Annotated in this window: 20 protein-coding genes; 19 read left to right on the top strand and 1 reads right to left on the bottom strand. The window is 62.0% G+C overall.

The genetic code is table 11. The annotated features are described in order from the left end of the window. The first annotated feature begins 113 nt into the window (after positions 1–113). From LPC22_RS01205 to gmk, 10 genes are all read left to right on the top strand, one after another. Positions 114–482, top strand: a complete 369-nt coding sequence (locus LPC22_RS01205) for a DUF488 domain-containing protein (protein WP_229131727.1) — start codon at positions 114–116, stop codon at positions 480–482. A gap of 448 nt (positions 483–930) precedes the next feature. Continuing rightward, positions 931–1302 (top strand): 30S ribosomal protein S12, encoded by a 372-nt coding sequence (rpsL, locus tag LPC22_RS01200; RefSeq protein ID WP_015022141.1) that lies wholly within the window; start codon positions 931–933, stop codon positions 1300–1302. A 3-nt stretch (positions 1303–1305) separates the two neighbouring features. Then, a complete protein-coding gene (gene rpsG, locus LPC22_RS01195) occupies positions 1306–1776 on the top strand; it encodes a 30S ribosomal protein S7 (RefSeq protein ID WP_015022140.1) in 471 nt (156 codons plus the stop codon). Between the two features lie 26 nt (positions 1777–1802). Further along, positions 1803–3929, top strand: a complete 2127-nt coding sequence (gene fusA, locus LPC22_RS01190) for an elongation factor G (protein ID WP_045924656.1) — start codon at positions 1803–1805, stop codon at positions 3927–3929. 195 nt (positions 3930–4124) lie between these two features. Next, the gene (gene tuf, locus LPC22_RS01185) at positions 4125–5324 is read left to right on the top strand and encodes an elongation factor Tu (RefSeq protein ID WP_024626601.1); all 1200 of its coding nucleotides are present in this window, start codon (positions 4125–4127) and stop codon (positions 5322–5324) included. A gap of 236 nt (positions 5325–5560) precedes the next feature. Next, positions 5561–6124, top strand: coding sequence for an elongation factor P (efp, locus tag LPC22_RS01180; protein ID WP_015022137.1), 564 nt, complete (start codon positions 5561–5563; stop codon positions 6122–6124). Between the two features lie 22 nt (positions 6125–6146). After that, a complete protein-coding gene (gene nusB, locus LPC22_RS08430) occupies positions 6147–6851 on the top strand; it encodes a transcription antitermination factor NusB (RefSeq protein ID WP_373312850.1) in 705 nt (234 codons plus the stop codon). A gap of 196 nt (positions 6852–7047) precedes the next feature. Then, a complete protein-coding gene (carA, locus tag LPC22_RS01170; RefSeq protein ID WP_229131726.1) occupies positions 7048–8277 on the top strand; it encodes a glutamine-hydrolyzing carbamoyl-phosphate synthase small subunit in 1230 nt (409 codons plus the stop codon). Continuing rightward, entirely contained in the window at positions 8270–11644 is a 3375-nt protein-coding gene (carB, locus tag LPC22_RS01165; RefSeq protein WP_229131725.1) for a carbamoyl-phosphate synthase large subunit, read from the top strand. Before carA ends, carB begins: the two co-directional genes overlap by 8 nt. A gap of 95 nt (positions 11645–11739) precedes the next feature. Beyond that, positions 11740–12363: a guanylate kinase gene (gmk, locus tag LPC22_RS01160; RefSeq protein ID WP_229132267.1), complete on the top strand. Its 624-nt coding sequence runs from the start codon at positions 11740–11742 to the stop codon at positions 12361–12363. A 73-nt stretch (positions 12364–12436) separates the two neighbouring features. Here the strand turns inward: gmk and ilvD are convergent, their stop codons facing one another. Next, a complete protein-coding gene (gene ilvD / locus LPC22_RS01155; RefSeq protein WP_121914200.1) occupies positions 12437–14296 on the bottom strand; it encodes a dihydroxy-acid dehydratase in 1860 nt (619 codons plus the stop codon). A 178-nt stretch (positions 14297–14474) separates the two neighbouring features. Here ilvD and rpoZ point away from each other — a divergent pair, with 178 nt between their 5' ends. From rpoZ to LPC22_RS01110, 9 genes are all read left to right on the top strand, one after another. Beyond that, positions 14475–14759 (top strand): DNA-directed RNA polymerase subunit omega, encoded by a 285-nt coding sequence (gene rpoZ, locus LPC22_RS01150; RefSeq protein ID WP_015022131.1) that lies wholly within the window; start codon positions 14475–14477, stop codon positions 14757–14759. 61 nt (positions 14760–14820) lie between these two features. Beyond that, entirely contained in the window at positions 14821–16041 is a 1221-nt protein-coding gene (gene metK / locus LPC22_RS01145; protein ID WP_229131724.1) for a methionine adenosyltransferase, read from the top strand. 92 nt (positions 16042–16133) lie between these two features. Next, positions 16134–18437 (top strand): primosomal protein N' family DNA-binding protein, encoded by a 2304-nt coding sequence (locus tag LPC22_RS01140; RefSeq protein ID WP_229131723.1) that lies wholly within the window; start codon positions 16134–16136, stop codon positions 18435–18437. 101 nt (positions 18438–18538) lie between these two features. Next, complete coding sequence (locus LPC22_RS01135; RefSeq protein ID WP_229131722.1) at positions 18539–19243, top strand: HAD family hydrolase; 705 nt, start codon at positions 18539–18541, stop codon at positions 19241–19243. A 45-nt stretch (positions 19244–19288) separates the two neighbouring features. Continuing rightward, positions 19289–20263, top strand: a complete 975-nt coding sequence (gene fmt, locus LPC22_RS01130; protein ID WP_229131721.1) for a methionyl-tRNA formyltransferase — start codon at positions 19289–19291, stop codon at positions 20261–20263. Positions 20264–20334: 71 nt separating this feature from the next. Continuing rightward, on the top strand, positions 20335–21897 hold the full coding sequence (gene arc / locus LPC22_RS01125) for a proteasome ATPase (protein WP_229131720.1): 1563 nt from the start codon (positions 20335–20337) through the stop codon (positions 21895–21897). Continuing rightward, positions 21894–23402, top strand: a complete 1509-nt coding sequence (gene dop / locus LPC22_RS01120) for a depupylase/deamidase Dop (RefSeq protein ID WP_229131719.1) — start codon at positions 21894–21896, stop codon at positions 23400–23402. Before arc ends, dop begins: the two co-directional genes overlap by 4 nt. Positions 23403–23492: 90 nt before the next feature. After that, positions 23493–24329: an inositol monophosphatase family protein gene (locus tag LPC22_RS01115; protein WP_024626589.1), complete on the top strand. Its 837-nt coding sequence runs from the start codon at positions 23493–23495 to the stop codon at positions 24327–24329. Positions 24330–24353: 24 nt separating this feature from the next. Next, positions 24354–24557, top strand: a complete 204-nt coding sequence (locus LPC22_RS01110) for a ubiquitin-like protein Pup (protein WP_373312849.1) — start codon at positions 24354–24356, stop codon at positions 24555–24557. Position 24558 lies beyond the last annotated feature (1 nt).

Raw genomic sequence — 24558 nt, 5'->3', positions numbered from 1 at the left:
ACAGCCTACGCCCCGGTGCGGCTGTCACGGCCTCTTCCGTAACGCCGATTCGGTCAATATCATGGTTGAAGGAGCCATGAATCATACAGGTTCCTGGTTTCAGGAGGCAGATGATGGGTCAGGTGGATATCAAGCGCGTATACGAGCAGGCCGCTGACGAGGACGGGGTCCGCATCCTGGTCGACAGGCTTTGGCCGCGCGGTGTCAGCAAGGAGCGGGCAACCCTGTCCGGCTGGCTCAAGGAAGTCGCACCCAGTCCGGACCTGCGGCGCTGGTGGCACCATGATCCTGAACGCTTTGAGGACTTTGCGCGCCGCTACCGCACTGAGTTGGACGACAATCCCGCCTTGGAGGATCTGCTGAGCATCGTGCGCGAACACGATCGGACGACACTGGTCTATGCAGCCAAGGATCCCGCCGTCAACCATGCCCTAATTCTGCGCGACTACATTCGCCAGGCTCTTGAAAAGGAAGGTAAGTAGACGCTGGCATTGATGTTTCCGGCATCTCTATTTACTGATCCAAATACGTACTTTTGATACCTATCTGTATATCTATGTATGTAGGACTGCGTTATAGGTATCTGTAAATATAAGGTCTGTTGCAGGGGGCTTCTTATAAACGGTTCCGGTACGTCATCACAGTGAGCAAAGCCCAGAGCATACTTCCAAGTCCCAGGCATTGTCATGTCTGTCCCGGTGATATACTTTTCATCGTGTGTGCCGACAGCACGCCTTATGTCACAGGTGAGCTTGTCGGGATATCCCCGAATCCGAAGAGTGCAGGCAGCAATGCCCGGCAGGAGGATCAGGGGCCATCGGGCCGGTGGACAGTGGCTGATCTCTCCTCCTAGGAGCGACTGCGGCTGCGGTGCGGCGGTCTCGCAGTGCAAACGAAGACAAGTTCATCGAAGGAATCGGAGAGAGTCAGTTGCCAACAATTGAACAGCTCGTCCGCAAAGGGCGCAAGGCCAAGCCTCGCAAGTCGAAGACTTTGGCACTCAAGGGCAGCCCGTTGCGTCGCGGCGTGTGCACCCGTGTCTACACCACCACCCCCAAGAAGCCGAATTCGGCTCTGCGGAAGGTTGCCCGTGTCCGTCTGAGCTCCGGCATCGAGGTTTCCGCCTACATCCCCGGCGAGGGCCACAACCTGCAGGAGCACTCCATCGTGCTGGTGCGCGGCGGTCGTGTCAAGGATCTGCCCGGCGTGCGCTACCACATCGTGCGCGGTGCACTGGATACCCAGGGAGTCAAGGATCGCAAGCAGGGCCGTTCCCTGTACGGAGCAAAGAAGGCCAAGTAACACATGTCACGCAAAGGACCAGCTAAAAAGCACCAGCTCCTGCCCGATCCCATCTACGGTTCCACCGTGGTGGCCCAGCTGATCAACAAGATCCTGCTGGACGGCAAGAAGTCCATCGCTGAGAACATCGTCTACACCGCTCTGGAGCAGGTCAAGGAAAAGACCGACCAGGAGCCTGTGGCCGTGCTCAAGCGCGCCCTGGACAACATTCGTCCCAGCCTGGAGGTCCGCAGCCGTCGTGTCGGCGGCGCTACCTACCAGGTCCCCGTCGAGGTCAAGCCGAACCGCGCCAATACGCTCTCGTTGCGGTGGCTGACCGATTACAGCCGCGCCCGTCGTGAGAAGACCATGTCGGAGCGGCTGGCCAACGAGATCCTTGATGCCTCCAACGGCCTGGGTGCCGCGGTCAAGCGCCGTGAGGACACCCACAAGATGGCCGAGGCCAACAAGGCGTTCGCCCACTATCGCTGGTAATCCCAAGAGAGCGAGAACAAGGAATTATGGCACAAGACGTGCTCACGGACCTGACCAAGGTCCGCAACATCGGCATCATGGCCCACATCGATGCCGGCAAGACAACGACGACCGAGCGTATCCTCTACTACACCGGCGTCAACTACAAGATCGGTGAGACCCACGATGGCGCCTCCACCATGGACTGGATGGACCAGGAGAAGGAACGTGGCATCACGATTACCTCCGCCGCCATCACGGCTTTCTGGAACCGCCAGTCCCACGATCCTGAGGATCGCTACCAGATCAACATCATCGACACCCCCGGCCACGTGGACTTCACCGCCGAGGTGGAGCGCTCCCTGCGTGTGCTCGATGGCGCTGTAGCAGTGTTCGACGGCAAGGAGGGCGTGGAGCCCCAGTCCGAGACCGTCTGGCGTCAGGCCGACAAGTATGGCGTGCCCCGTATCTGCTTCATCAACAAGATGGACAAGCTGGGCGCCGACTTCTACTACTCGGTGGACACCATCAAGGACAAGCTGGGCGTCAAGCCGCTGGTCATGCAGCTGCCCATAGGCGCTGAGAGCGACTTCCACGGCGTGGTCGACCTGGTTCGCATGGTCGCCTACTACTGGAAGGACGAGGCCGACCTGGGCGCCAAGTACGAGACCATCGACATCCCCGATGATCTCAAGGACAAGGCCGAGCAGTACCACACCGAACTGCTTGAGGCTGTTGCCGAGTCTGACGAGGACCTGCTCGAGAAGTACCTGGGCGGCGAGGAGATCTCCCAGCAGGAGATCCGCACCGCTGTGCGCAAGATGACCATCGAGCAGTCGGCCTTCCCGGTCTTCTGCGGATCCGCCTTCAAGGACAAGGGCGTGCAGCCCATGCTGGATGCGGTCGTGGATTACCTGCCCAGCCCCGAGGATGTGCCGGCAATCAAGGGCTACAAGATCGGCGACGAGTCTGTCGAGATCGACCGCAAGCCCACCGTGGACGAGCCCTTCTCGGCCCTGGCCTTCAAGGTGGCCACCCACCCCTTCTACGGCAAGCTGATCTACGTGCGTGTCTACTCCGGTAAGGTGGCCCAGGGCGAAACTGTTCTGGACTCCACCAAGGACAAGAAGGAGCGCGTCGGCAAGCTCTTCCAGATGCACTCCAACAAGGAGAATCCGGTCGACGAGGCCATCGCCGGCAATATCTACGCCTTCGTCGGGCTCAAGAACGTCACCACTGGTGACACCCTCTGCGACGAGAAGGCGCCGCTGGTGCTGGAATCCATGACCTTCCCCGATCCTGTGATCGAGGTGGCCGTGGAGCCCAAGACCAAAGCCGACCAGGAGAAGATGGGCATCGCCCTGCAGAAGCTCTCCGAGGAGGACCCCACCTTCCAGGTTAAGACGGACGAGGAGTCCGGTCAGACCCTGATCTCCGGCATGGGCGAGCTCCAGCTGGACATCCTGGTGGATCGCATGCGCCGCGAGTTCCATGTGGAGTGCAACGTGGGCAAGCCCCAGGTGGCTTACCGCGAGACCATCCGCAAGCCCGTCATGAACCAGGAATACACCCACAAGAAGCAGACCGGCGGTTCCGGCCAGTTCGCCAAGGTGCTCATGAACTTCGAGCCCCTGGACACTTCCGAGGGCGAGTCCTACATCTTCGAGAACAAGGTCACCGGCGGCCACATCACCAAGGAGTTCATCCCCTCGGTCGATGCGGGTGTGCAGGAGGCCATGGAGTCCGGCGTGCTGGCAGGCTTCCCGGTCGTGGGCGTCAAGGCGACCCTGACCGATGGTCAGATCCACGAGGTCGACTCCTCGGAGATGGCCTTCAAGATCGCTGGCTCCATGTGCTTCAAGGAGGCTGCTCCCAAGGCCAAGCCCGTCATCCTCGAGCCCATCATGGCTGTCGAGGTTCGTACTCCCGAGGAGTACATGGGCGACGTCATGGGTGACATCAACTCCCGTCGTGGCTCCATCCAGTCCATGACCGACGCCACCGGTGTCAAGGTCATCGACGCCAAGGTGCCCCTGTCGGAGATGTTCGGTTACATCGGTGACCTCAGGTCCAAGACCCAGGGGCGCGCCATGTTCACCATGCAGATGGACTCCTACGCTGAGGTCCCCAAGGCCGTCAGCGACGAGATCATCAAGGCCCAGCGGGGCGAGTAATGCCGGTCCGGTCCGCCGCCACGGCGGGCCGCCGCAACAAGGCTCTTCTGTCACAAGTCGGCGTTACACTCTTGTAGCGCTGACTGGGCGGAGGGCAAAAGTGGCAAAGAACCCGATAACCCAGTAATATGTAGCGAGTGCTCTGTGCGTGGTTCGTGCAGGCAACCTACGAGACGTCCAGGAGGACAAAACACAATGGCAAAGGAAAAGTACGAGCGGAACAAGCCGCACGTTAACATTGGCACCATCGGCCACGTCGATCACGGCAAGACCACCCTGACCGCGGCCATCTCCAAGGTGCTGCATGAGGAGTACCCGGACGTCAACCCCGAGTACGATTTCGCTCAGATCGACGCTGCTCCTGAGGAGAAGGAGCGCGGAATCACCATCAACATCGCGCACATCGAGTACCAGACCGCCAAGCGCCATTACGCCCACGTGGACTGCCCCGGACACGCCGACTTCGTCAAGAACATGATTACCGGCGCTGCCCAGATGGATGGCGCCATCCTGGTGGTCGCCGCCACTGACGGCCCCATGGCCCAGACTCGCGAGCACGTGCTGCTGGCCCGCCAGGTCGGCGTGCCGAAGATCCTGGTCGCCCTGAACAAGTGCGACATGGTTGACGACGAAGAGCTGATCGAGCTGGTCGAGGAGGAAGTCCGCGATCTGCTGGACGAGAATGGCTTCGACCGCGACTGCCCCGTCATCCGCACCTCCGCCTACGGCGCCCTGCATGACGATGCACCTGACCACGACAAGTGGGTCCAGACCATCAAGGACCTCATGGATGCCGTCGACGACTACATCCCCACTCCTGTCCACGACCTGGACAAGCCCTTCCTGATGCCCATCGAGGATGTCTTCACCATCTCCGGCCGTGGCACCGTGGTGACCGGCCGTGTCGAGCGCGGCAAGCTGCCCGTGAACACCAACGTGGAGATCGTCGGCCTGCGCGACACCCAGTCCACCACCGTCACCTCCATCGAGACCTTCCACAAGCAGATGGACGAGGCCGAGGCTGGCGACAACACCGGTCTGCTGCTGCGCGGCATTGGCCGTGAGGACGTCGAGCGCGGCCAGGTTGTGGCTGCTCCCGGCACCGTGACTCCTCACCACAAGTTCGAGGGCGAGGTCTACGTGCTGACCAAGGACGAGGGTGGACGCCACTCGCCGTTCTTCTCCAACTACCGTCCGCAGTTCTACTTCCGGACCACCGACGTCACCGGTGTCATCACCCTGCCCGAGGGCGTGGAGATGGTTCAGCCCGGCGATCACGCCACCTTCTCCGTCGAGCTGATTCAGCCCGTCGCCATGGAGGAAGGTCTGACCTTCGCTGTTCGTGAAGGCGGCCACACGGTCGGCTCAGGTCGAGTCACCAAGATCATCGAGTAGGATTGCCTGTCGCTTGTCGACGCGATCCAATGACGGGGCCCGGAATCCTTTCTGTGATTCCGGGCCCCGCCCATATCCGGCAGGCTTTGTCGCCGGACCAGCCGCGGTGTTCATGCGCCGTGGCATAATAGGCGAGGATTTATCGCGAGCGGGCCGGATCCTGTGTGGCCCGGTGCTTTCGGCAGATGGCCAGGAGCCCTCCGAAGGAACGTTCATCAGAATGAGGTGGTATCAAGGTGGCACAGACTTCCAACGACATCAAGAACGGATCGGTCATCAACCTTGACGGCAAGCTTTGGACCGTCATCAAGTTCCAGCACGTCAAGCCGGGCAAGGGGCCGGCCTTCGTGCGCACGACCATCAAGGACGTCCTCTCGGGCAAGATCGTGGATCGCACTTTCAATGCGGGCATGAAGATGGACTTCGAGACCGTCGACAACAGAACCATGCAGTACTCCTACCGGGACGGCGACTCCTTCGTCTTCATGGATATGAACACGTACGAGCAGGTCAACATCCCCGAGGCCCTGGTCGGCGATCAGGAGCGCTTCCTGCTTGAGGGCACCGACTGCATCATCAGCTTCCATGACGGCAACCCCCTGTCCGTGGAGCTGCCCGCATCCGTGGTGCTGACCGTGACTGCAACCGAGCCCGGCGTCCAAGGCAACCGCTCCAACGCAGGCACCAAACCCGCCACTGTGGAGACCGGGGCTGAGATCCAGGTGCCCCTCTTCGTGGGCGAGGGCGAGAAGGTCAAGGTGGATACTCGCGACGGGTCCTACCTGGGCCGCGAGAACTGAGCAAGGCGGAAACCACACATCCATGGCACGTTCCACAGCCCGTAAGCGGGCCTTGAACACCCTGTATGAGGCCGATGAAAAGAGCCAGGATTTCCTCTCCCTGCTGGAGGAGCGCAAGGCTCGGCCGGGGGCGCAGACACCTCTGCCTGCCTATGCCGTGACCATCGTTGAGGGTGTGGCAGAACATCGTCGAAATATCGATGAGACCCTGCAGACCCATTCCACCCGGTGGCCGCTGAGCCGCATGCATGCCATCGACCGCAACATTCTGCGTATCGCCGCCTGGGAGATGCTCTACAACCCTGACGTTCCTGACAAGGTGGCCATCGATGAGGCCTTGTCCTTAGCCAAGACCCTCTCTGATGCTGATGCCCCCTCCTTCATTCACGGCGTTCTCAGCGCCCTGGAGCAGGAGAAGGATGAGCATCAGGCTCGTCGTGAGCAAGCCGATCGGATCGCTGCCCTGGCTGATGCCGAGGCCGATGCAGATGTTTCAGATGATGAATCCGATAAGGCAAAAGCGGCGGTCGCGGCCTCCGAGCCCGTTTCCTCTGAGGATGCCCATGCTGACAGCGATTCGGAACCAGCAGCGAGTGGATCTGAAAGAGGTGACTCCGATCAGGTTCCTGACCATACTGTCGATCAGTCGGCCCCCAGCTTGGACCAGCTAAAACTGACCCTGCCGGAGGAACTGACCCCCGATGCGGATCGTCCTTTGGACAACTGAGCAATGATTCGGATAAAGGCCGACCGATGCCCGCTAACTATCAGGGCATCAGGGCGGCCTTTTGCCATGTTCAGACAGGTTGGCCAGCAGTCTATTTTGCAAGATTTGACCAACCATTTTTTGGCTGGTTCGGCCGAAATAATCCATGGGGGTCATTAATATGGGTGCGAATATCCGCGGTAATCAAGGGGGTTCGGTGAACCTGAAAGACACCAACACCATCACCTCCGATAGCCGTTTCTCCAATCGTGCCTTGCTCATCCTTGAGGATGGGGAAGTGTATGAGGGGAGAGCCTTCGGAGCGGTGGGCACTACCATAGGTGAAATTGTTTTCTCGACCGGAATGACTGGGTATCAAGAAACCCTGACGGATCCTAGCTATGCTCGGCAGATCGTTGTGCAGACCTTCCCCCACATCGGTAATACCGGCGTCAATGACCAGGACGGGGAGTCAGACAGGATCTGGGTGGCAGGGTATGTAGTCCGGGAACCCAGCCCCAACGTCAGTAACTGGCGGGCCCGGGGCAGTCTCCATGACCAGCTGGTCAATCAGGGCATCGTCGGTATCAGTCACATAGACACCCGCCGGCTCGTGCGACACTTGCGTTCTGCAGGTGTCATGCGGGCCGGTATTTTTTCAGGTCCGGACCCAATGCTCAACGACGGCGGCAGGCCCAGGACCATGCAGGAACTCCTTGACCAGGTCCGTTCGGCCCCCAAGATGAGCGGGTCCCATCTAACCGGCGAGGTCAGCACGCACAGGTCCTATATCGTCGAACCAGTCGGAGGCCGTCAGGCGAAAGAGCCTGTCTGCACGGTGGCGGCAGTGGATTTGGGAATCAAGTCCATGACCCCTCACAGGCTGGCTGAGCGCGGGTGCAGGGTCCACGTACTTCCCGTCGACACCACCATCGAGCAGATAAAGGCCCTGCGGCCTGACGGGGTTTTCTTCTCCAACGGTCCAGGCGACCCATCGACCGCAGACGAGGAGGTGTCGCTCCTCAGACAGGTTTTGGATGCCGGACTGCCATTCTTCGGCATCTGCCTGGGCAACCAGCTTCTGGGCCGTGCCCTGGGCTTCGAGACCTACAAGCTGAAATTCGGTCATCGCGGCATCAATCAGCCGGTAATGGATCTCAGCACTGGCAAGGTTGAGATCACAGCCCATAATCATGGATTCGCAGTCAAGGCACCCAAGGGGGACCCAGTGCCCTCACCCTATGGTGAAGGCCGATATGGCCGTGTCCGGGTGTCTCATGTCGATCTCAACGACGGCGTGGTCGAGGGTCTGGAGTGTCTGGACATTCCGGCCTTCTCCGTTCAGTACCATCCGGAGGCGGCGGCTGGTCCGCACGATGCCTCCTATCTGTTTGACAGGTTCGTCACTTTGATGCAGGACGCCAGGGAAGGGAAGGCACATGCCTAAGCGGCAGGACATCCATTCAGTCATGGTTATCGGCTCGGGGCCCATCGTCATCGGGCAAGCGGCCGAGTTCGACTATTCGGGGACCCAGGCCTGCCGGGTGCTGCGCGAAGAGGGGATTCGTGTCATCCTGGTCAATTCCAATCCCGCCACCATCATGACGGACCCCGAGATGGCCGATGCCACCTACATCGAGCCCATCGCCCTGCCCTTCCTGGAGCGGATCATCGCCAAGGAGCGGCCTGATGCGCTGCTGCCCACCCTGGGCGGCCAGACCGCTCTGAACGCTGCCGTGGAGCTGGGTAAGGCCGGCGTGCTGGAGCGCTACGGGGTTGAGCTGATCGGCGCTTCGCTGGAGGCCATCGACAGGGGAGAGGACCGCGAGCTCTTCAAGCAGGTGGTGGACCAGGCTGGCGCCGAGTCGGCCAAGTCCCGTATTGCCCACAGCCTGGATGAGGCCGAGGCAGTAGCCGCCGAACTGGGTTACCCCCTCGTGGTTCGTCCCTCCTTCACCATGGGCGGCCTGGGCTCTGGAATCGCCCATGATCGCGAGGAGCTTAGGCGGATCGCCGGCGCCGGCATCCATTATTCGCCCACCGATGAGATCCTTCTGGAGGAAGGCATCGAGGGGTGGAAGGAGTATGAGCTGGAGCTCATGCGCGACCGCCTGGATAATGTGGTTGTGGTCTGCCCCATCGAGAACGTGGACCCGGTTGGCGTGCACACCGGTGACTCCATCACTGTGGCCCCGGTGTTCACCCTGACAGACCGTGAGTATCAGCGCATGCGTGACATCGGCATCGCCATCATCCGCGGCGTGGGGGTGGATACAGGCGGCTGCAATATCCAATTCGCCGTCAACCCGAAGAACGGCCGGATCATCGTCATCGAAATGAATCCGCGTGTTTCGCGCTCCTCGGCTCTGGCATCCAAGGCCACCGGCTTCCCCATCGCCAAGATCGCGGTCAAGCTGGCCCTGGGATACACTCTGGATGAGATCGAGAACGACATCACCCGCTCAACCCCTGCCTCCTTCGAGCCGACCATCGACTACGTAGTCACCAAGATTCCGCGCTTTACTTTCGAGAAGTTCCCCGGGGCGGACACGACCCTGACCACCTCGATGAAGTCCGTGGGCGAGGCCATGGCTCTGGCCGGCAACTTCCGCGAGTCCCTGGGCAAGGCCATGCGCTCCATCGACAAGCGGCACATGACCTTCTCCTGGGATGGTCCCAAGCCCGACCAGGCCGAGACGGACCAGTTGCTGGAGGCCATGCACACTCCCACAGAGCACCGCTACCTGCAGATTCAGCGGGCCTTCTGGGGCGGAGCCACCGTAGAGCAGGTCCACCAGGCCACCAGGATCGATCCCTGGTTCCTGGAGCAGATCAGCATGATCAATGACCTGGCCCTCCAGGTGCGCCAGTCTGAGGTCCTGGACGAGGACCTGCTGCGCCGGGCCAAGCAATCGGGACTGAGCGACCTGCAAATTGCCCACCTGCGTGGCATGGGTGACCAGGGCGAGGCAGTCGTCAGGGAACTTCGCTGGGCTTTCGGTCTTCATCCTGTCTACAAGACTGTGGACACCTGTGCAGCTGAGTTCGATGCGGTCACGCCCTACTACTACTCCTGCTACGCCGACGAGTCCGAGCTGCGACCCCGTCAGCGCGAGGCGGTCATCATCCTGGGCTCAGGGCCCAACCGAATCGGTCAGGGGGTCGAGTTCGACTACACCTGCGTGCACGCCGTCCAGGAGCTGGGCAAGGACTATGACACCATCATGGTCAACTGCAATCCCGAGACGGTCTCCACCGACTATGACATGTCGGACAGGCTCTATTTCGAGCCGCTAACCTTCGAGGATGTTTTGGAGATCTACCGGGCCGAAAAGGCCATGGGACCTGTCAAAGGGGTCATCGTTCAGCTGGGCGGACAGACGCCCTTGTCTCTGGCGGCCAGGCTCAAGGCGGCCGGGGTGCCCATTCTGGGAACCAGTCCCGAGTCCATCGATCTGGCCGAGAACCGTGAACTCTTCGGCCAGGTGCTCAGCAAGGAGCATTTGAACGCTCCACGGTACGGCACTGCTCTTTCCTTGGATGAGGCCAAGGAGGCAGCCCACGCCATCGGTTACCCGGTTCTGGTCAGGCCCTCCTATGTGTTGGGCGGACGAGGCATGGAGATCGTCTACGACGACCAGCAGTTGGCCACCTACGTGGATCGCGCCCTGGATGAGGCCAAGGCCGATACGGTGGTCTCCGGCCGTCTGCCCTCACCCCTGCTGATTGACAAGTTCCTTCAGGATGCCATCGAGATCGACGTGGATGCCCTCTATGACGGGCAGGAGCTCTACATCGGCGGGATCATGGAGCATGTGGAGGAGGCCGGAGTCCACTCCGGCGATGCCGCCTGCACCCTGCCGCCCTCAACCCTCTCCGACGACCAGATCAACCGGTTGCGGCAGGCCACCCTGGCTATAGCCCAGGGGTGCGGGGTCCAGGGGCTGATCAATGTTCAGTATGCCTTCATGGCCAACACCCTCTATGTGATCGAAGCCAATCCACGTGCATCCCGGACCGTCCCCTTTGCCTCCAAGGCCACGGGTACGGCGCTGGCCAAGGCTGCGGCGCGGATCATGGTGGGGGAGTCCATCGCCCAGCAACGAGCCAATGGTCTGCTCTTGCCTGTCGGCGACGGCGGCATGGTTCGTATCGGTCAGCCTGTGGCGGTCAAGGAGTCCGTCCTGCCCTTCAAGCGCTTCCGCACTCCAGTGGGCCGGACCGTAGATATCCTGCTGGGCCCTGAGATGCGTTCCACCGGAGAGGTCATGGGCTTCGATCGGGACTTTCCCCACGCTTTCGCCAAGAGCCAGCTGGCCGCCTACCAGGGAGGTCTGCCTACCAGCGGAGTCGTTTTCCTGTCGGTCAATGATGCGGACAAGCGCCAGCTGCCCATGCTGGCAGCTCGCCTGTTGGAGCAGGGCTTCAGCATCTGCGCCACCAGTGGCACTGCCTCTGTCCTGCGCCGGTACGGCTTCGATGTGGCCGTTGTCGACAAGATCAGCGATGGTGAGGAGCAGGGTCAGGCTTTTACTGATCCTGACGGAGTAAGGCATATGGGCCGGAATCCTGTCCAGCTTATTGAGGATGGGACCATCGACATGATCCTCAACACGCCCAGCTCCAGGGGTTCTCGTTCTGACGGCTATTTGATCCGGGTGGCCGCCATAGCCGCCGATCTGCCGCAGTTCACCACCATCACCGAATTCTCAGCTGCACTGATGGCCATTGACGTGGTCAAAAAGGATGACTACGAGGTCATGAGCATCCAGGAACACGCGGCCCGGCTGCTGAAGCTGGAAAAGGCCAAGTAGGTACGCTATATGATTGATCCATGTTCCGGTCCGGATAGGCTGGAGGGTGACCTTTAGGAAAGGAAGTGGCCGTGTCAACGATCAACGGTGCCGACATGTCAAGTCAGGATCCTTCGGGAGAGCGGACCGGGGGGCCGGGGAAGACGGGCGGCCGGCTGATCGTGTTGACGGGGCCCACGGCTGTTGGCAAGGGTACTGTGGAGGCAGCTCTGCGTCGTGCCCACCCGGAGGTTTGGGTCTCCGTCTCAGCCACCACCCGCGCGCCACGTCCGGGCGAAAAGGACGGCATTACCTACTGGTTCATGGATGAGCAGGAGTTTGCCCGCAGGGAGGCTGCAGGAGATTTTCTGGAGACCGCCCTGGTTCACGGCTTGTCCCACTATGGCACCCCGCTACAGCCGGTCCTGGACCATTTGGCAGCAGGGGTGCCCACAATTCTGGAGATCGACCTGCAAGGGGCGCACCGTGTTCGTCAAAGGGCGGGAGAGCTGGGCCTGGAAGTGTTTTACGTTTTCCTGGCTCCGCCGTCATTCCAGGATCTGGTCACCAGGCTGAATATGCGGGGAACTGAAAATGAGGAGCAGCGAGCCCGAAGGTTGGAGACCGCCAAGGTGGAGCTGGCCTCCGAGGATCAGTTCGACCAGGTCATAATCAACGACAATGTGGATAAAGCCGCCCAGGCGCTCTGGGCGGTAATCGCCAAAGAGTACGGTCTCTGAACGCCTGCCCGAGCTTCGGAAGAGTTAAAAATCCTCCAATCGAGTGAGAGCCCGATTGGAGGATTTTAGTTTATCAGTCCAAGCCTGACAGTCGGTTGATCAGGTCAGGGTCGCGGGTGGCACCCTTGTCTGCGGAGCGGGCGAAAGCGGCATAGGCTTTCAGCGCCAGGGAAACCTTGCGATCCCTGTGGGCCACATAGCCCTCGCCGGCTTCCAGTTCTGCGCGACGCTGGGCGAGTTCCTCATCGCTCAGCTCTACGTCTACGCGCCGGTTGGGGATGTCGATGCGGATCATGTCTCCGTTGCGGATCAGAGCGATGGGGCCCTTGTTGGCTGCTTCAGGAGCGATATGGCCGATGGCCAGGCCTGATGAGCCGCCGGAATAGCGGCCGTCGGTCAGCAGGGCCACGTCCTTGCCGATGCCCTTGCCCTTGACGAATGAGGTGGGGTAGAGCATCTCCTGCATGCCGGGGCCACCCTTGGGTCCCTCGTAGCGGATGACCAGGGCTTGACCCTTGTGCAGGGTGCCATTGAGAATGACCTCCACGGCCTGTTCCTGCGATTCGACCACCAAGGCCGGTCCGCGGAAGTTCCAGATTTCCTTGGGCACACCAGCGGTCTTGACCACGCAGCCATCGGGGGCCAGATTGCCGCGCAGTATGGCCAGACCGCCTTCGGAGACGGCCGGGTGATCCAGGTCGTGGATGGCGCCGTTGACGCGGTCGGTGTCCAGGTCCTCCCACTCCTTGGACTGGTTGAAGGGCTCGGGGGAAGTGATGTGCCCGGGCGCTGCGTGGTAGAGCTCCTTGGCCTGGTCCAGGCAGGTGGGGCGCATGATGTCCCAGTCGTTGAGCTTGGACTCCAGATCCGGGTAGTCGATGGAATGCGTGTCCTTGTGCAGAACTCCGCCACGGTCCAGCTCACCCAGGATGCCGCAGATGCCGCCAGCGCGGTGGACGTCCGATATCTCCCAGTCTCCGGAGGGAGAGGCCTTGCAGATGCAGGGGACTGTGTGGGAGATGCGCTCGATGTCGTCCAGGGTGAAGTCCACATCCGCCGACTGCGCGGCAGCCAGGATGTGCAGGACGGTGTTGGTAGACCCGCCCATGGCCACATCCATGGTCATGGCGTTTTCGAAGGCCTTCTTGGTGGCGATGGAACGGGGAAGGACCGAGTCGTCGTCATCCTGGTAGTACCGGTTGGCAATCTCGACGACCAGCTTGCCGGCCCGCTCGAAGAGCATCTTCCGTGCTGTGTGCGAGGCCAGTGTGGTGCCGTTGCCGGGCAGGGCCAGACCCATGGCCTCGGTCAGGCAGTTCATGGAGTTGGCGGTGAACATGCCGGCGCAGGAACCGCAGGTGGGGCAGACCGTCTTCTCCAGTGCCAGCAGACCTGCATCGTCGATGCTGTCGTCAGCCGAGGCGTACATGACGTCGATCAGATCCGTGCTCTCCTGGACTGTTCCGTCGGGCATGACCGTGCGTCCGGCTTCCATGGGGCCGCCGGAGACGAAGACTGTGGGAATGTTCAGACGCAGAGCGGCCATGAGCATGCCAGGGGTGATCTTGTCGCAGTTGGAAATGCAGATCAGGGCATCGGCGCAGTGGGCGTTGACCGAGTACTCCACGGCGTCCGCAATCAGGTCACGGCTGGGCAGAGAGTAGAGCATGCCCGTATGGCCCATGGCGATGCCGTCGTCCACGGCGATGGTATTGAATTCGCGGGGGATGCCGCCCGCTTCCTTGACAGCCTTGGAGACTAGGCGCCCAACCTTGTTCAGGTGGACGTGGCCGGGCACGAATTCGGAGAAGGAGTTGGCGATGGCCACGATGGGCTTGCCGAAGTCCTCACCCTTGACGCCAGCGGCACGATAGAGAGCACGGGCGCCCGCGAACTCTCGTTCCTTCATTAATTTGGCTGATCGCATCTGCATAGTTTTATTCAAGTGATCGCAGGCATCAACGGTTTGAACATGACCACATGTTGGAATTTCCGAGGTTCTCGCTCCGCTTTCCCCGGCAGAGAAGCATCCGAGGCTAAAATCGAGCCCGGGCGGTAAAATCATTCAGATTGAATGAATGGTTCATCCAGTTGAATTGGAGAAACATCTTATGGCATTCGGTACCGAGCCCCATCCGCAGGGATTTGCGAATCCTCCCATCGACGACCTCATGAAGCACGCCGATTCGAAGTATGCGCTCTCTATCTTCGCGGCCAAGCGGGCCCGTCAGATCAATTCCTATTTCACACAGCTCAATGAGGGCCTGCTGCAGAACGTCGGCCCGCTGGTTGAGTACCAGAACCAGGAGAAGCCCCTGTCCATCGCATTCCGTGAGATCAATGAGGGCCTGCTTGAAGAGACCCTGGGCGAGGATGATCTGAGCGAAGGCAACTGAGCCTTCGACTCTCAGTGCAGGGTTCTCGGACGGTGACGGTTTCTAGACAAAGGTGAATGAAATGACAGAGCGACGGCTGATTTCGGCTGAATCAGTGACCGAGGGCCATCCAGACAAGGTCTGCGATCAGATTTCCGATGCCATTCTGGACGATTTGATCGCCCAGGATCCGCACTCGCATGTGGCCGTGGAGACCTCGGCGGCCACCGGCCTCTTCTTCGTCTTCGGAGAGGTTTCATCCCAGGGTTACACGGACATTCAGTCCCAGGTCAGGTCGGTGCTGCGCAGGATCGGCTACACCTCATCCGATATCGGACTGGACGCGGATTCCTGCGGCGTGACCGTGGCGCTGAGCGAGCAGAGCAAGGAAATCAACCAGGGCGTGGAACGGCTGTCGGCCACCCAGGAGAGCGCTGCCACCCGTGAGGAGCGTTACCAGTCCCAGGGGGCCGGCGACCAGGGAGTCATGTTCGGGTACGCCTGTGATGAGACCGACACGCTCATGCCCCTGCCCATCTATCTGGCCCACCAGCTGGCCTTCCGACTGGCACAGGTGCGCAAGGAGGGGATCATCCCCCACCTGCGGCCCGACGGCAAGACCCAGGTCACCATCGAATATGATCAGGATGACCGCCCCCGCCGGGTGGATACGGTCCTCATCTCCACCCAGCACGATCCCGAGGTGGGGCATGACTGGCTGCAGGAGCAGTTGATGGAGCATGTCATCACGCCCGTCCTGGATCGCGTTTGTGGCAAGGCCGTCGAACACCAGGGCTACCGGGTGCTGGTCAATCCTACCGGTTCCTTTGTCCTGGGCGGTCCTGCGGCTGACGCAGGACTGACCGGTCGCAAGATCATTGTGGACACCTACGGAGGTGCGGCCCATCACGGAGGCGGCGCCTTCTCCGGCAAGGATCCCAGCAAGGTAGACCGGTCTGCTGCCTACGCCGCGCGTTGGGTGGCCAAGAACATCGTGGCTGCTGGACTGGCACACAAGGTTGAGGTCCAGGTGGCCTATGCCATTGGCGTGGCCGATCCGGTCAGCGTCAACGTGGAGACCTACGGCACCGAGCAGGGAGTCAGCCGGGAGCAGATTCAGGAGGCTGTGCGCGAGGTCTTCGACCTGCGGCCGGCAGCCATCATTGATGAGCTGGATCTGTTGAGGCCCATTTACGCCAAGACTGCAGCCTACGGGCACTTCGGCCGGGAGGATCCAGACTTCACCTGGGAGCAGGTGGACAAGGTGGGCGAGCTCAAGGCCGCCATCGGCATGACCAGGTAGTAGCTGTTCATCAAGAGCCACGGCGGGTTCCCAGGTCATCGACTGGGGAATCCGCCGTGGCTCTCTTAATTGTGAAAGCGAGGGGAGAAGCCATGGATTCGCAGGACGTCAGTCAGCCAGCCCTGGATGGTCTTGCCCCACGCCGTCGTTCGAGCAGCAGTCGAAAGAAACCTCCGCGCCGACCGGCCCATGAACTCCCTGTGGCACGGGTGGTGCTGGATGTGCAGGCCACTCATCTGGGCGGGACCTTCGATTATCTGGTGGATGCGGACCAGGACGATCATGCACAGCCGGGATGTCTGGTTCGCGTCCGGTTCGGGGCGCGCAGGGTCAACGGCATCATCTGGGAACGCGCGGCAGACAGCCAGGTTCCCCGCGCCTCCCTGCGTTTCCTGGAGCGGGTGGTGCTGGATCGCAGTCTGATCTCATCTTCCCTGCGCGCGGACATCACTGCCATCGCCAGGGCCTATGGGGGTACTGAGGCCAATATTCTGCGTCTGGCCCTGCCCCCTCGCGTGGCCCGCATCGACAAGGAGCAGCAGCTGGTTCCCGGTCAGCCCCGGCTGGCGTCTGACCCCGCCTGGGTGGCCGGGCTGGCCCAGCGGCAGAGGGATCTGAAACAGAAGCTTGATCCGGGCTATCAGGGACTGGAGAAACTAGATCAGTCGCTGGAAGAGGATACGTTCACCGCCTATCTGACTGATATTCTGCCCGGTATGAACCAGGCCGCCCTGCTGGCTGCCAGGGTGCTGATAGGGGCCCTGCTGGCCGGCCGATCGGCGGTTATGGTGCTGCCTGGCACCCGCCAGGTGGCCCACCTGTCCGCAGTCCTCCAGCAGCTGGGGTTGCGTCCCTTTGGCCCCTCTGTTGCCGCCGGTCCTGGTCAACAGGAGGCTCACGGCTGGTCCGGCGATTTCGCCATTCTGGACAGCGGCATGGCTCCTGCCGAGCGTTACAGGGCCTACCTTGCGCTGGCTTCAGGTCAGGTCCGCTGCGCCATCGGGCTGCGGGCTGCCATGTACGCCCCGGTGGAGGGGCCTGCCCTCTTCGCCCTGATGGACGATGCCAGCTACCAGTACGCCGATGGGATGATGCCCTATGCCAATGCCCGTGGAGTGTTGAGGTTGCGGGCGCGTGCCCACGGCGGCGTATTCCTGGCCATGGCCCGTGCCAGAAGCGTGCGCTCCCACTGGGAAAGTCTGCCCGAGGCCGCGGAGGCGGACTCCGGTGTGACCGGTCCAGGCACCGCTTTGACGCTTGACCGGCCTACGGTGACGACCCTGCAGCCCTGGATCCGCTGGCTAAACCGGGAAGAACTGAGCCATCTGGCCGACCCGACCGTGGGCGCTCGGGTTCCGCATACCGCCGTCGTGGTTATTGACAAAGCCTTGGAGCGTGGTCCGGTTCTGCTGTCCATCCCTCAGGACGGCATCTTCGAAAGCCTGAGTTGCGCTCGCTGCCATCATCAGGCTCGCTGCCCGCGTTGCACCGGACCCTTGCGGGCGAGGCGGCCTGGTGCGCCTCGATGCGCCTGGTGCGGGGCTGCGGCTACGGACTGGTCCTGTCCGGATTGCGGGGGTTCGCGGCTTCGGGTGGTCAGGGTAGGTGCCGCCGGGACGGCCCAGGAGCTGCGCATGCTCTTCAGAAATGTGCCCATTGTCATCTCTTCGCCCAGCCAGCCTCGCGGGGTGGTCGAACGCATACAGGATCGTCCCAGTCTGGTCATCGCCACCCCGGGTGCCGAGCCTAGAGTGGTCGCCTCGAGTGTGGAAGGCAACAATACAGACACAGGTGATTCGGACCTGCCCCGGCTGTCGCGAGGATACCGGGCCGTGGCCATTCTGGACGCCTGGACCAGTCTGTATGCTCCTGGCGTCGATGCACGTATGGACACCCTGGGAGCCTGGATGCGCGTGGCATCCTTCTGTCGCCCCCGGGCCCAGGGAGGTCAGGTGCTCCTGTTGGGGGAGTGCGATCCTCAGCTGGCCCAGGCGCTGATGACCTGGCAGGGGCCGGTGTTGGCCGCCGCCGATCTGGCGGACCGTCGGTTGACTGCCATGCCCCCTGCGGTCGGCATGGCTGCGATATGGGGCGAAAGGGAGGCCGTCACTTGGATGCTGGATGCCGTTGGGATTACGCCGGAGCAGGAGGCCATGACAGATGCCGGTCCTGAGCCGGTCCCTGCCCTGCTTGGCCCTGTGCCCATACCGGCGCCTTCCACGCTGAAAGCCGGCTATCTGGAGGGAACTCAGGATAGGGTCCAAGCCCTGGTTCGGGTACCCACCAGTTCCAGGGATAAGCTGGCTGACGATCTCAAGCAGGCTCAAGCCAGGTACGTGGCCGGTCGCGGGCGAGGGGAGTTGCGCTTCCGGATGGATCCCAAGGATCTGACCTGATTGTCGCTCCAAGCGAATCTCTACAGGGTCTATGCGGCGTGGTTTCATGAGGGGGCGCAGGCAGAGGCGCGGATGAACGAATTCAGGAAAGGCGGAGAGGCATGAAGGGATGGCCGGGCGAGATTCGGGTTGAGGCAGATGTGATCCAGGCCGAGCAGGCGGCGGCTCAGGCTAAGGGTCAGCCCATCGAGCAGGTCATCTTCGACTTCGGCAACGTCTTGATTCGTTGGCAGCCCGAGATGGCCATGGTGGCCCGATACGGACGCAGGAGCATCGAGGCCATGCTGGACGACAGCCGTTCCGGCTTCTACCGGGCCAACAACATGATGGATGGCGGAGCCACCTGCGCCCAGGCCCGTGACTGGGTGGCCGACAACTGCGGGGCTCCTTGGGATGCCATGTTCGCCTATTACTGTGATCATTTCGTCGATTCACTGACCGGACCTGTACCCGGGGCACGTATGCTGGTGGAGGATCTGAAGGCGGCAGGCCTGGGTGTCTGGGGGCTGACCAACTGGGGTGCCGAACTCTTCCATCACGCCTGGGACGGAGACTCCTTCCTGCATAGGCTAGACGGGGTGGTGGTCTCCGGGCCCATTCACATGCGCAAGCCCGACCCGGCCATCTACCGGTATGCTCTGGATCAGTTCAGAATCCAAGCTGACAGGACCCTCTTCGTGGATGACAAGGGTATGAATGTAGTCGGTGCCAACAAGGCCGGCATCCGCAGTCTGCGATTCAGCAACCCCTACGGGCTGCGCACTGCCCTGATTGAGGCAGGGGTGAACATTCCTCAGGTGCAGTGAACGTGCAGAGTTCCGAAGCCGTCAGATGAAAAGGAGATAGACGATATGGTCATGACATTGCTGTTTGCGGGCACACCCCAGGTCGCCTTGCCGTCTCTGAGATTGCTGGCGGCCGACCAGGAGCATTTCCGGGTTGCCGCCGTGCTCACCAGACCCGACGCACCCCAGGGGCGTGGAAGGCATCTGCAGCCCAGTCCGGTCAAGGCTGAGGCCATCAAGCTGGGGATTCCCGTTCTTGAGGACAACCCATCCGATCCGGATTTTCCGGCGCAGCTGAAGGATACGGGTGCCAACTGTGCGGCTGTCGTGGCCTACGGACGGATCCTGCGCCAGCCGGTCCTGGACGCCTTTGAGGGTGGCTGGTACAACCTACACTTCTCCTTGCTGCCGCAGTGGCGTGGAGCAGCCCCAGTACAGCGGGCCATCTGGGCCGGGGATACCATCACTGGCGCCACGGTCTTCCGGCTCACGGCTGGCATGGATGAAGGGCCTATTCTGGCCCAGTCTACGGTGGAGATCGGGTCGCACGAGACCTCGGGCGAACTGCTGGGTCGCCTGGCTGAGGACGGATCCCACCTGCTGGCTGCCAGTCTGGAGGCCCTTGCGGAGGGTCGGATTCAACCCAAGGAGCAGACGCGGGGCGCCTATCAGGTGGCCGCCAAAATCACCCATCAGGATGCCCACATGCGTTTCGATGTGCCCGTCTTTGCCTTGGATCGGCAGGTTCGCGCCTGCAGCCCGGAACCGGGAGCCTGGTGTCTATATCAGCGGGGCGATGGCCCGCAGGACGAGCAGACAGGACTGACCGTGCTCAGGGCGGCACCGGCCCGAGGGGATGAGCCCGGTCTTCCGGGGCACCTGGAACCGGGTCGGCTGGCCATGGACCGTCATCACCTCTGGGTGGGCACCAAGACCCTGCCTTTGGAGCTGCAGATGGTCAAGGCTGCCGGCAAACGCGCCATGAAGGCCATGGACTGGGCCCGTGGAGCTCGTTTGGAAGACGGGGCCCACTGCAGCTGAGCCCCTCCCCCGGATGGCTGTCCAAGCCGTGCGAGGATTCCAGGGGCGAACGATGGAGGGAAAGGGAAGTCATGCAGTCCGATGATGTTGAGCAAGCTGACGATGCCAATGACCAGGACCAGGCCGGGGAACGGCGCAACCGGGCCTTGGCTGCCGCGCTGACCAGGGCTGCCAAGGAACTGTCCAAGGCCAAGAGCCAGTTGGCCCAGCTGGGCCAACCCCCCTTGACCGTCGCCCTGGCCTTGGGCGTGGATTCCGTCGCCTATGACAGCCAGGGGGTGCAGCAGGCCCGTCTGCTGATCCTGAACGGTTCCAGACGGATGGTCGTTCCTCTGGCGCCTGATATCCGCGCCGAGCGGATCCGGGCCGGTCAGGAGGTTCTACTCAACGCCGATATGGTGGTGGTGCGTGTGGGCGATCAGCCGGTGACCGGGCAGGTTCGCACGTTGCGGGAGACCTTGGAATCCGGTGCCCTGTTGGTGGAAGACCCCTCCGGTCAGACCCGCGTAGCCGCGCGTGCGGGCTCTCTGCAGGACCAGCCCATCGAGGCGGGCAGTGCCTTGCTCATGGACGAAAGCTGTTCGATGGCCCTGGCTGTGCTGCCTGAGTCGGATCAGGCCGACATGCTCCTGGAGGAGACTCCTGACGTGGACTTCTCGGATATTGGCGGCCTGGACAGGCAGATCGAGCGGATCCGGGATGCGGTCCAGTTGCCCTTCCAGCATGCTGATCTCATGCGTCGTTATGGGCTTCAGGCCCCCAAGGGTGTCCTGCTCTACGGTCCGCCCGGCAATGGCAAGACCATGATCGCCAAGGCTCTGGCCCGTGCCCTGGCCCAGGAGAGCGACGGTCATGGGGTCTTCCTGTCAGTCAAGGGTCCTGAGGTGCTCAACAAGTTCGTGGGCGAGTCCGAACGGCTGATTCGCCGCCTCTTCGCCCGGGCCCGCAACCTGGCAGGCCAGGGTGGACCGGTGGTGGTCTTCATCGACGAGATGGATGCCCTGTTGCGAACCCGAGGTTCTGGTATCTCGTCGGATGTGGAGACCACCATCGTCCCCCAGTTCCTGACCGAGCTGGACGGTGTCGAATCCCTGGACCAGGTCATGGTCATCGGCGCCTCCAACCGCATTGACATGATCGACCCGGCGGTTCTGCGCCCTGGACGGCTGGATGTCAAGATCCGCATCGATCGGCCCGACAGAACCAGGTCAGCCGCCATTCTGGGCAAATATCTGGGCTCCGATATGCCCATGGAGGATGATGCCGGGCCGGAGGAGCTGATCCAGGTGCTGGTCGACGGACTTTTCGCTCGGGATGATGACCACCTGCTGGGCAGAATCATGGATGCCACGGGTCGCTGGCAGCCCCTCTACCTAGAGTCAGTGGTCTCCGGCGCCATGCTGCATAACCTGGTTGATCGGGTCAAGACCATGGCGGTCAAGGCCTCCATCGAACAGGGTCGGCAGGTGGGTCTTGACCACGGTTTCTGCGTGAGGGCGGTCCGTGGGCAGTATGAGGACACGCTGGAGGAGCTCAGTGGGCAGGATCCGGACCGCTGGGCCGATCTGGCAGGACTGCGCCCAGGGCAGGTTCAGGAGGTTCGCCCAGTTGACGGGCCAGGGGAGCGATCATGAATGCCGGGCGGGTCATGGGTACCGAGACGGAGTACGCCATAGCCGACCCCCAGGATCCCGGCGCCGATCCACGTACCCTGGCCTTGCGTCTGGTAAGAGCCGCCGCCCAGCCGACCTTGGCGCACATCCGCTGGGACTATGGGCAAGAGGATCCGGTCAATGATGCCAGGGGAGGTCGGCTGCCGCGTTCCGCCGCTGCTCCGAGCATGCTCACTGACGCGCCCGGCGCCCGGCTGATTGATGTGGCAGCTCCCAATGGCGCGCGGATTTACGTGGATCATGCCCACCCGGAGTATGCCTCGGCGGAAACAGTGAATGCCTTCGACGCGCTGGTCCAGGACCGTGCTGGTGATCGGATGATGGCCCAGGCCGCAAAAAGGGCCGGAGGTCTGGCTCTCTACAAGAACAACGTGGACGGCAAGGGTGCCGCCTGGGGGTCTCATGAAAACTATCTGATGAATAGGGCGGTGCCCTTCGCCAGGGTGGCGGCTCTGATGACCATTCATTTCGTCACCCGGCAGGTCTACACCGGCTCGGGCAGGGTGGGTCTGGGGCCCAGGAGCGAGGAGTCCGGCTTCCAGCTCAGCCAACGCGCTGACTATCTGACCAGCCGCATTGGACTGCAGACCACCTTCGGGCGGCCGATCATCAATACTCGGGACGAGTCACATGCCGGGCCGGGCAGTCGCCGCCTCCATGTGATTGTGGGCGATGCCAACCGGCTGGATGCGCCCCTGGTCCTCAAGCTGGGAACGACCGATCTGCTGCTGGGCCTCTTGGAGTCCGAGGGTGGTTCGACCAGTCAAGTCGATGAGCTGTTGGATCGCTGGACGCTGGATGATCCGGTGTCGGCCCTGCACACGGTTTCGCGAGATGTCACCCTGAGCAAACCGCTAGCCTTGGCAAACGGAGGATTCGCCGATGCGCTGACCATCCAAAGAGCGTTGCTGGATGCGGCCTGCCAGGCCAGACGGAATGTCGACAGGCCTGGATGTGCTGACGACCGAGTTCTGAGCCTCTGGGATCAGGTGCTCGAAGATCTGGCCGCAGTGCGTTCGGGCGACGAGGAGGCCCGTCTGGCTATGCACGACCAGGCAGGCAGGTTGGAATGGTTGCTCAAATGGCAGCTCCTGGAGCGTCTGCGTCGTCGCCGTTCCATATCCGACTGGTCGGATCCCCGTCTGGCGGCCCTGGATTTGGCCTGGGCACGGGTGGATCCCGGCCGTGACCTGCCTTGGCGACTGAGAGGATCCGCCCTGCAACTGGCCGATCCCGACCAGATCACCAGGGCCATGAACCAGGGGCCGGAGCAGACTCGCGCCTGGTACCGTTCCCGGCTGCTTCACCGCTGCCCTGATGCGGTCAGGGCTGTCTCCTGGAGTCGTGTCATTCTTGAGGAACAGGGACCGGAGGGAGAGCCTAGGACCAGGGTGGTGGATCTGTCCGATCCGCTGAGTCACACACGGTCTTCCTACCGGGATGGGCGCGACATATACTGCAGGTAGCGCAGAAAATAGTCCGATATCCGACAGGACGACCACCGGTGGACCACGGTCGGCAATGCCTCGACCACCCGTTTGAAAGAGAAGAGAAGTATGGAATTGCGCGATTTGGCCATGCAGGCCGCCACCATTGCTGTGGAGGCCGGCCGTCATGCCCTCCAGGACCAGATCAACCCCCACGATCCCCGCTCCACCTCAGCCATCGGCCAGGGCACCCAGTTTTCGCCGAGCATTGACACGCGCTTGATTCGTTACTGCCGGACCAAAATCGCCGCCCTGGACCCCATGGACGGCTTCTGGGAAGAGGAGGCCGGCAACCGCCGTCCAGGCGGTCGTTACTGGTGTCTGGGCCACATCGACGGTCCGGTCAACTATGTGCGCAATATGGCCGAATGGACACTGACCATCTCCCTCTTCGCCGTGGACGAGAAGGGTCACGCTTCACCGGTCCTGGGCATCGTACATGCACCGGTCCTGGGCCTGACCTATTTGGCCGCCAAGGGCCAGGGCGCCATCAGGATCCGACGGACTATTGTGGGCGACAAGCGGGAGAAGATCATCCCCTCCACGATGACCACCCTGAATGGGTCAGTGATCAGCTTTGGTATGTCCTACTTCCCCAACGAGTCTGAAAAGGTCCTGCAGATCGTTTCACGCATGGCCGGCAAGCCTGCCGACATCAAGCGTGTTGGTCCGGTCTCGCTGGACCTGTGTCGGGTGGCGGACGGCAGCTACGACGCCTACTTCGAGCCGGCCCTGCACTCCTGGGACATCCCTGCTGTCTCTGCGGCGGCTGTCGTGGTTCGGGAGGCCAAGGGCACCCTCTGGCGCTGGGACGGCGGGCACGTGCGCTGGGAGGGCAGCAACGACGTAGTGGCCACCAACGGGCTCATCGCCGAGGATTTGAACACCTATCTGAGCGGGCGCTGATTCGCACAGGGAAGGAGAGCGACCATGGCTGAGGCATCCCAGCAGGGGCGGCATATGGCAGCCGGGCAGCAGCAGGAACAGGAAGAGGATTTGCCGCAGACCGGGGCACATGAACAGAGCCAGACGGCTCAGTCCGATCTTGATGCCGTCCTGGATGACATCGAGACCACCCTGGAGACCAACGCCAAGGAGTATGTGCAGGGCTTCGTCCAGAAGGGCGGCCAGTGAT

The organism is Bifidobacterium mizhiense (genome assembly GCF_020884755.1).
In the GTDB taxonomy this organism is placed as follows: Bacteria; Actinomycetota; Actinomycetes; order Actinomycetales; family Bifidobacteriaceae; genus Bombiscardovia; species Bombiscardovia mizhiensis.
Note: the sequence above shows the minus strand (reverse complement) of the source record. Positions and strands in the feature narration are given on the sequence as shown.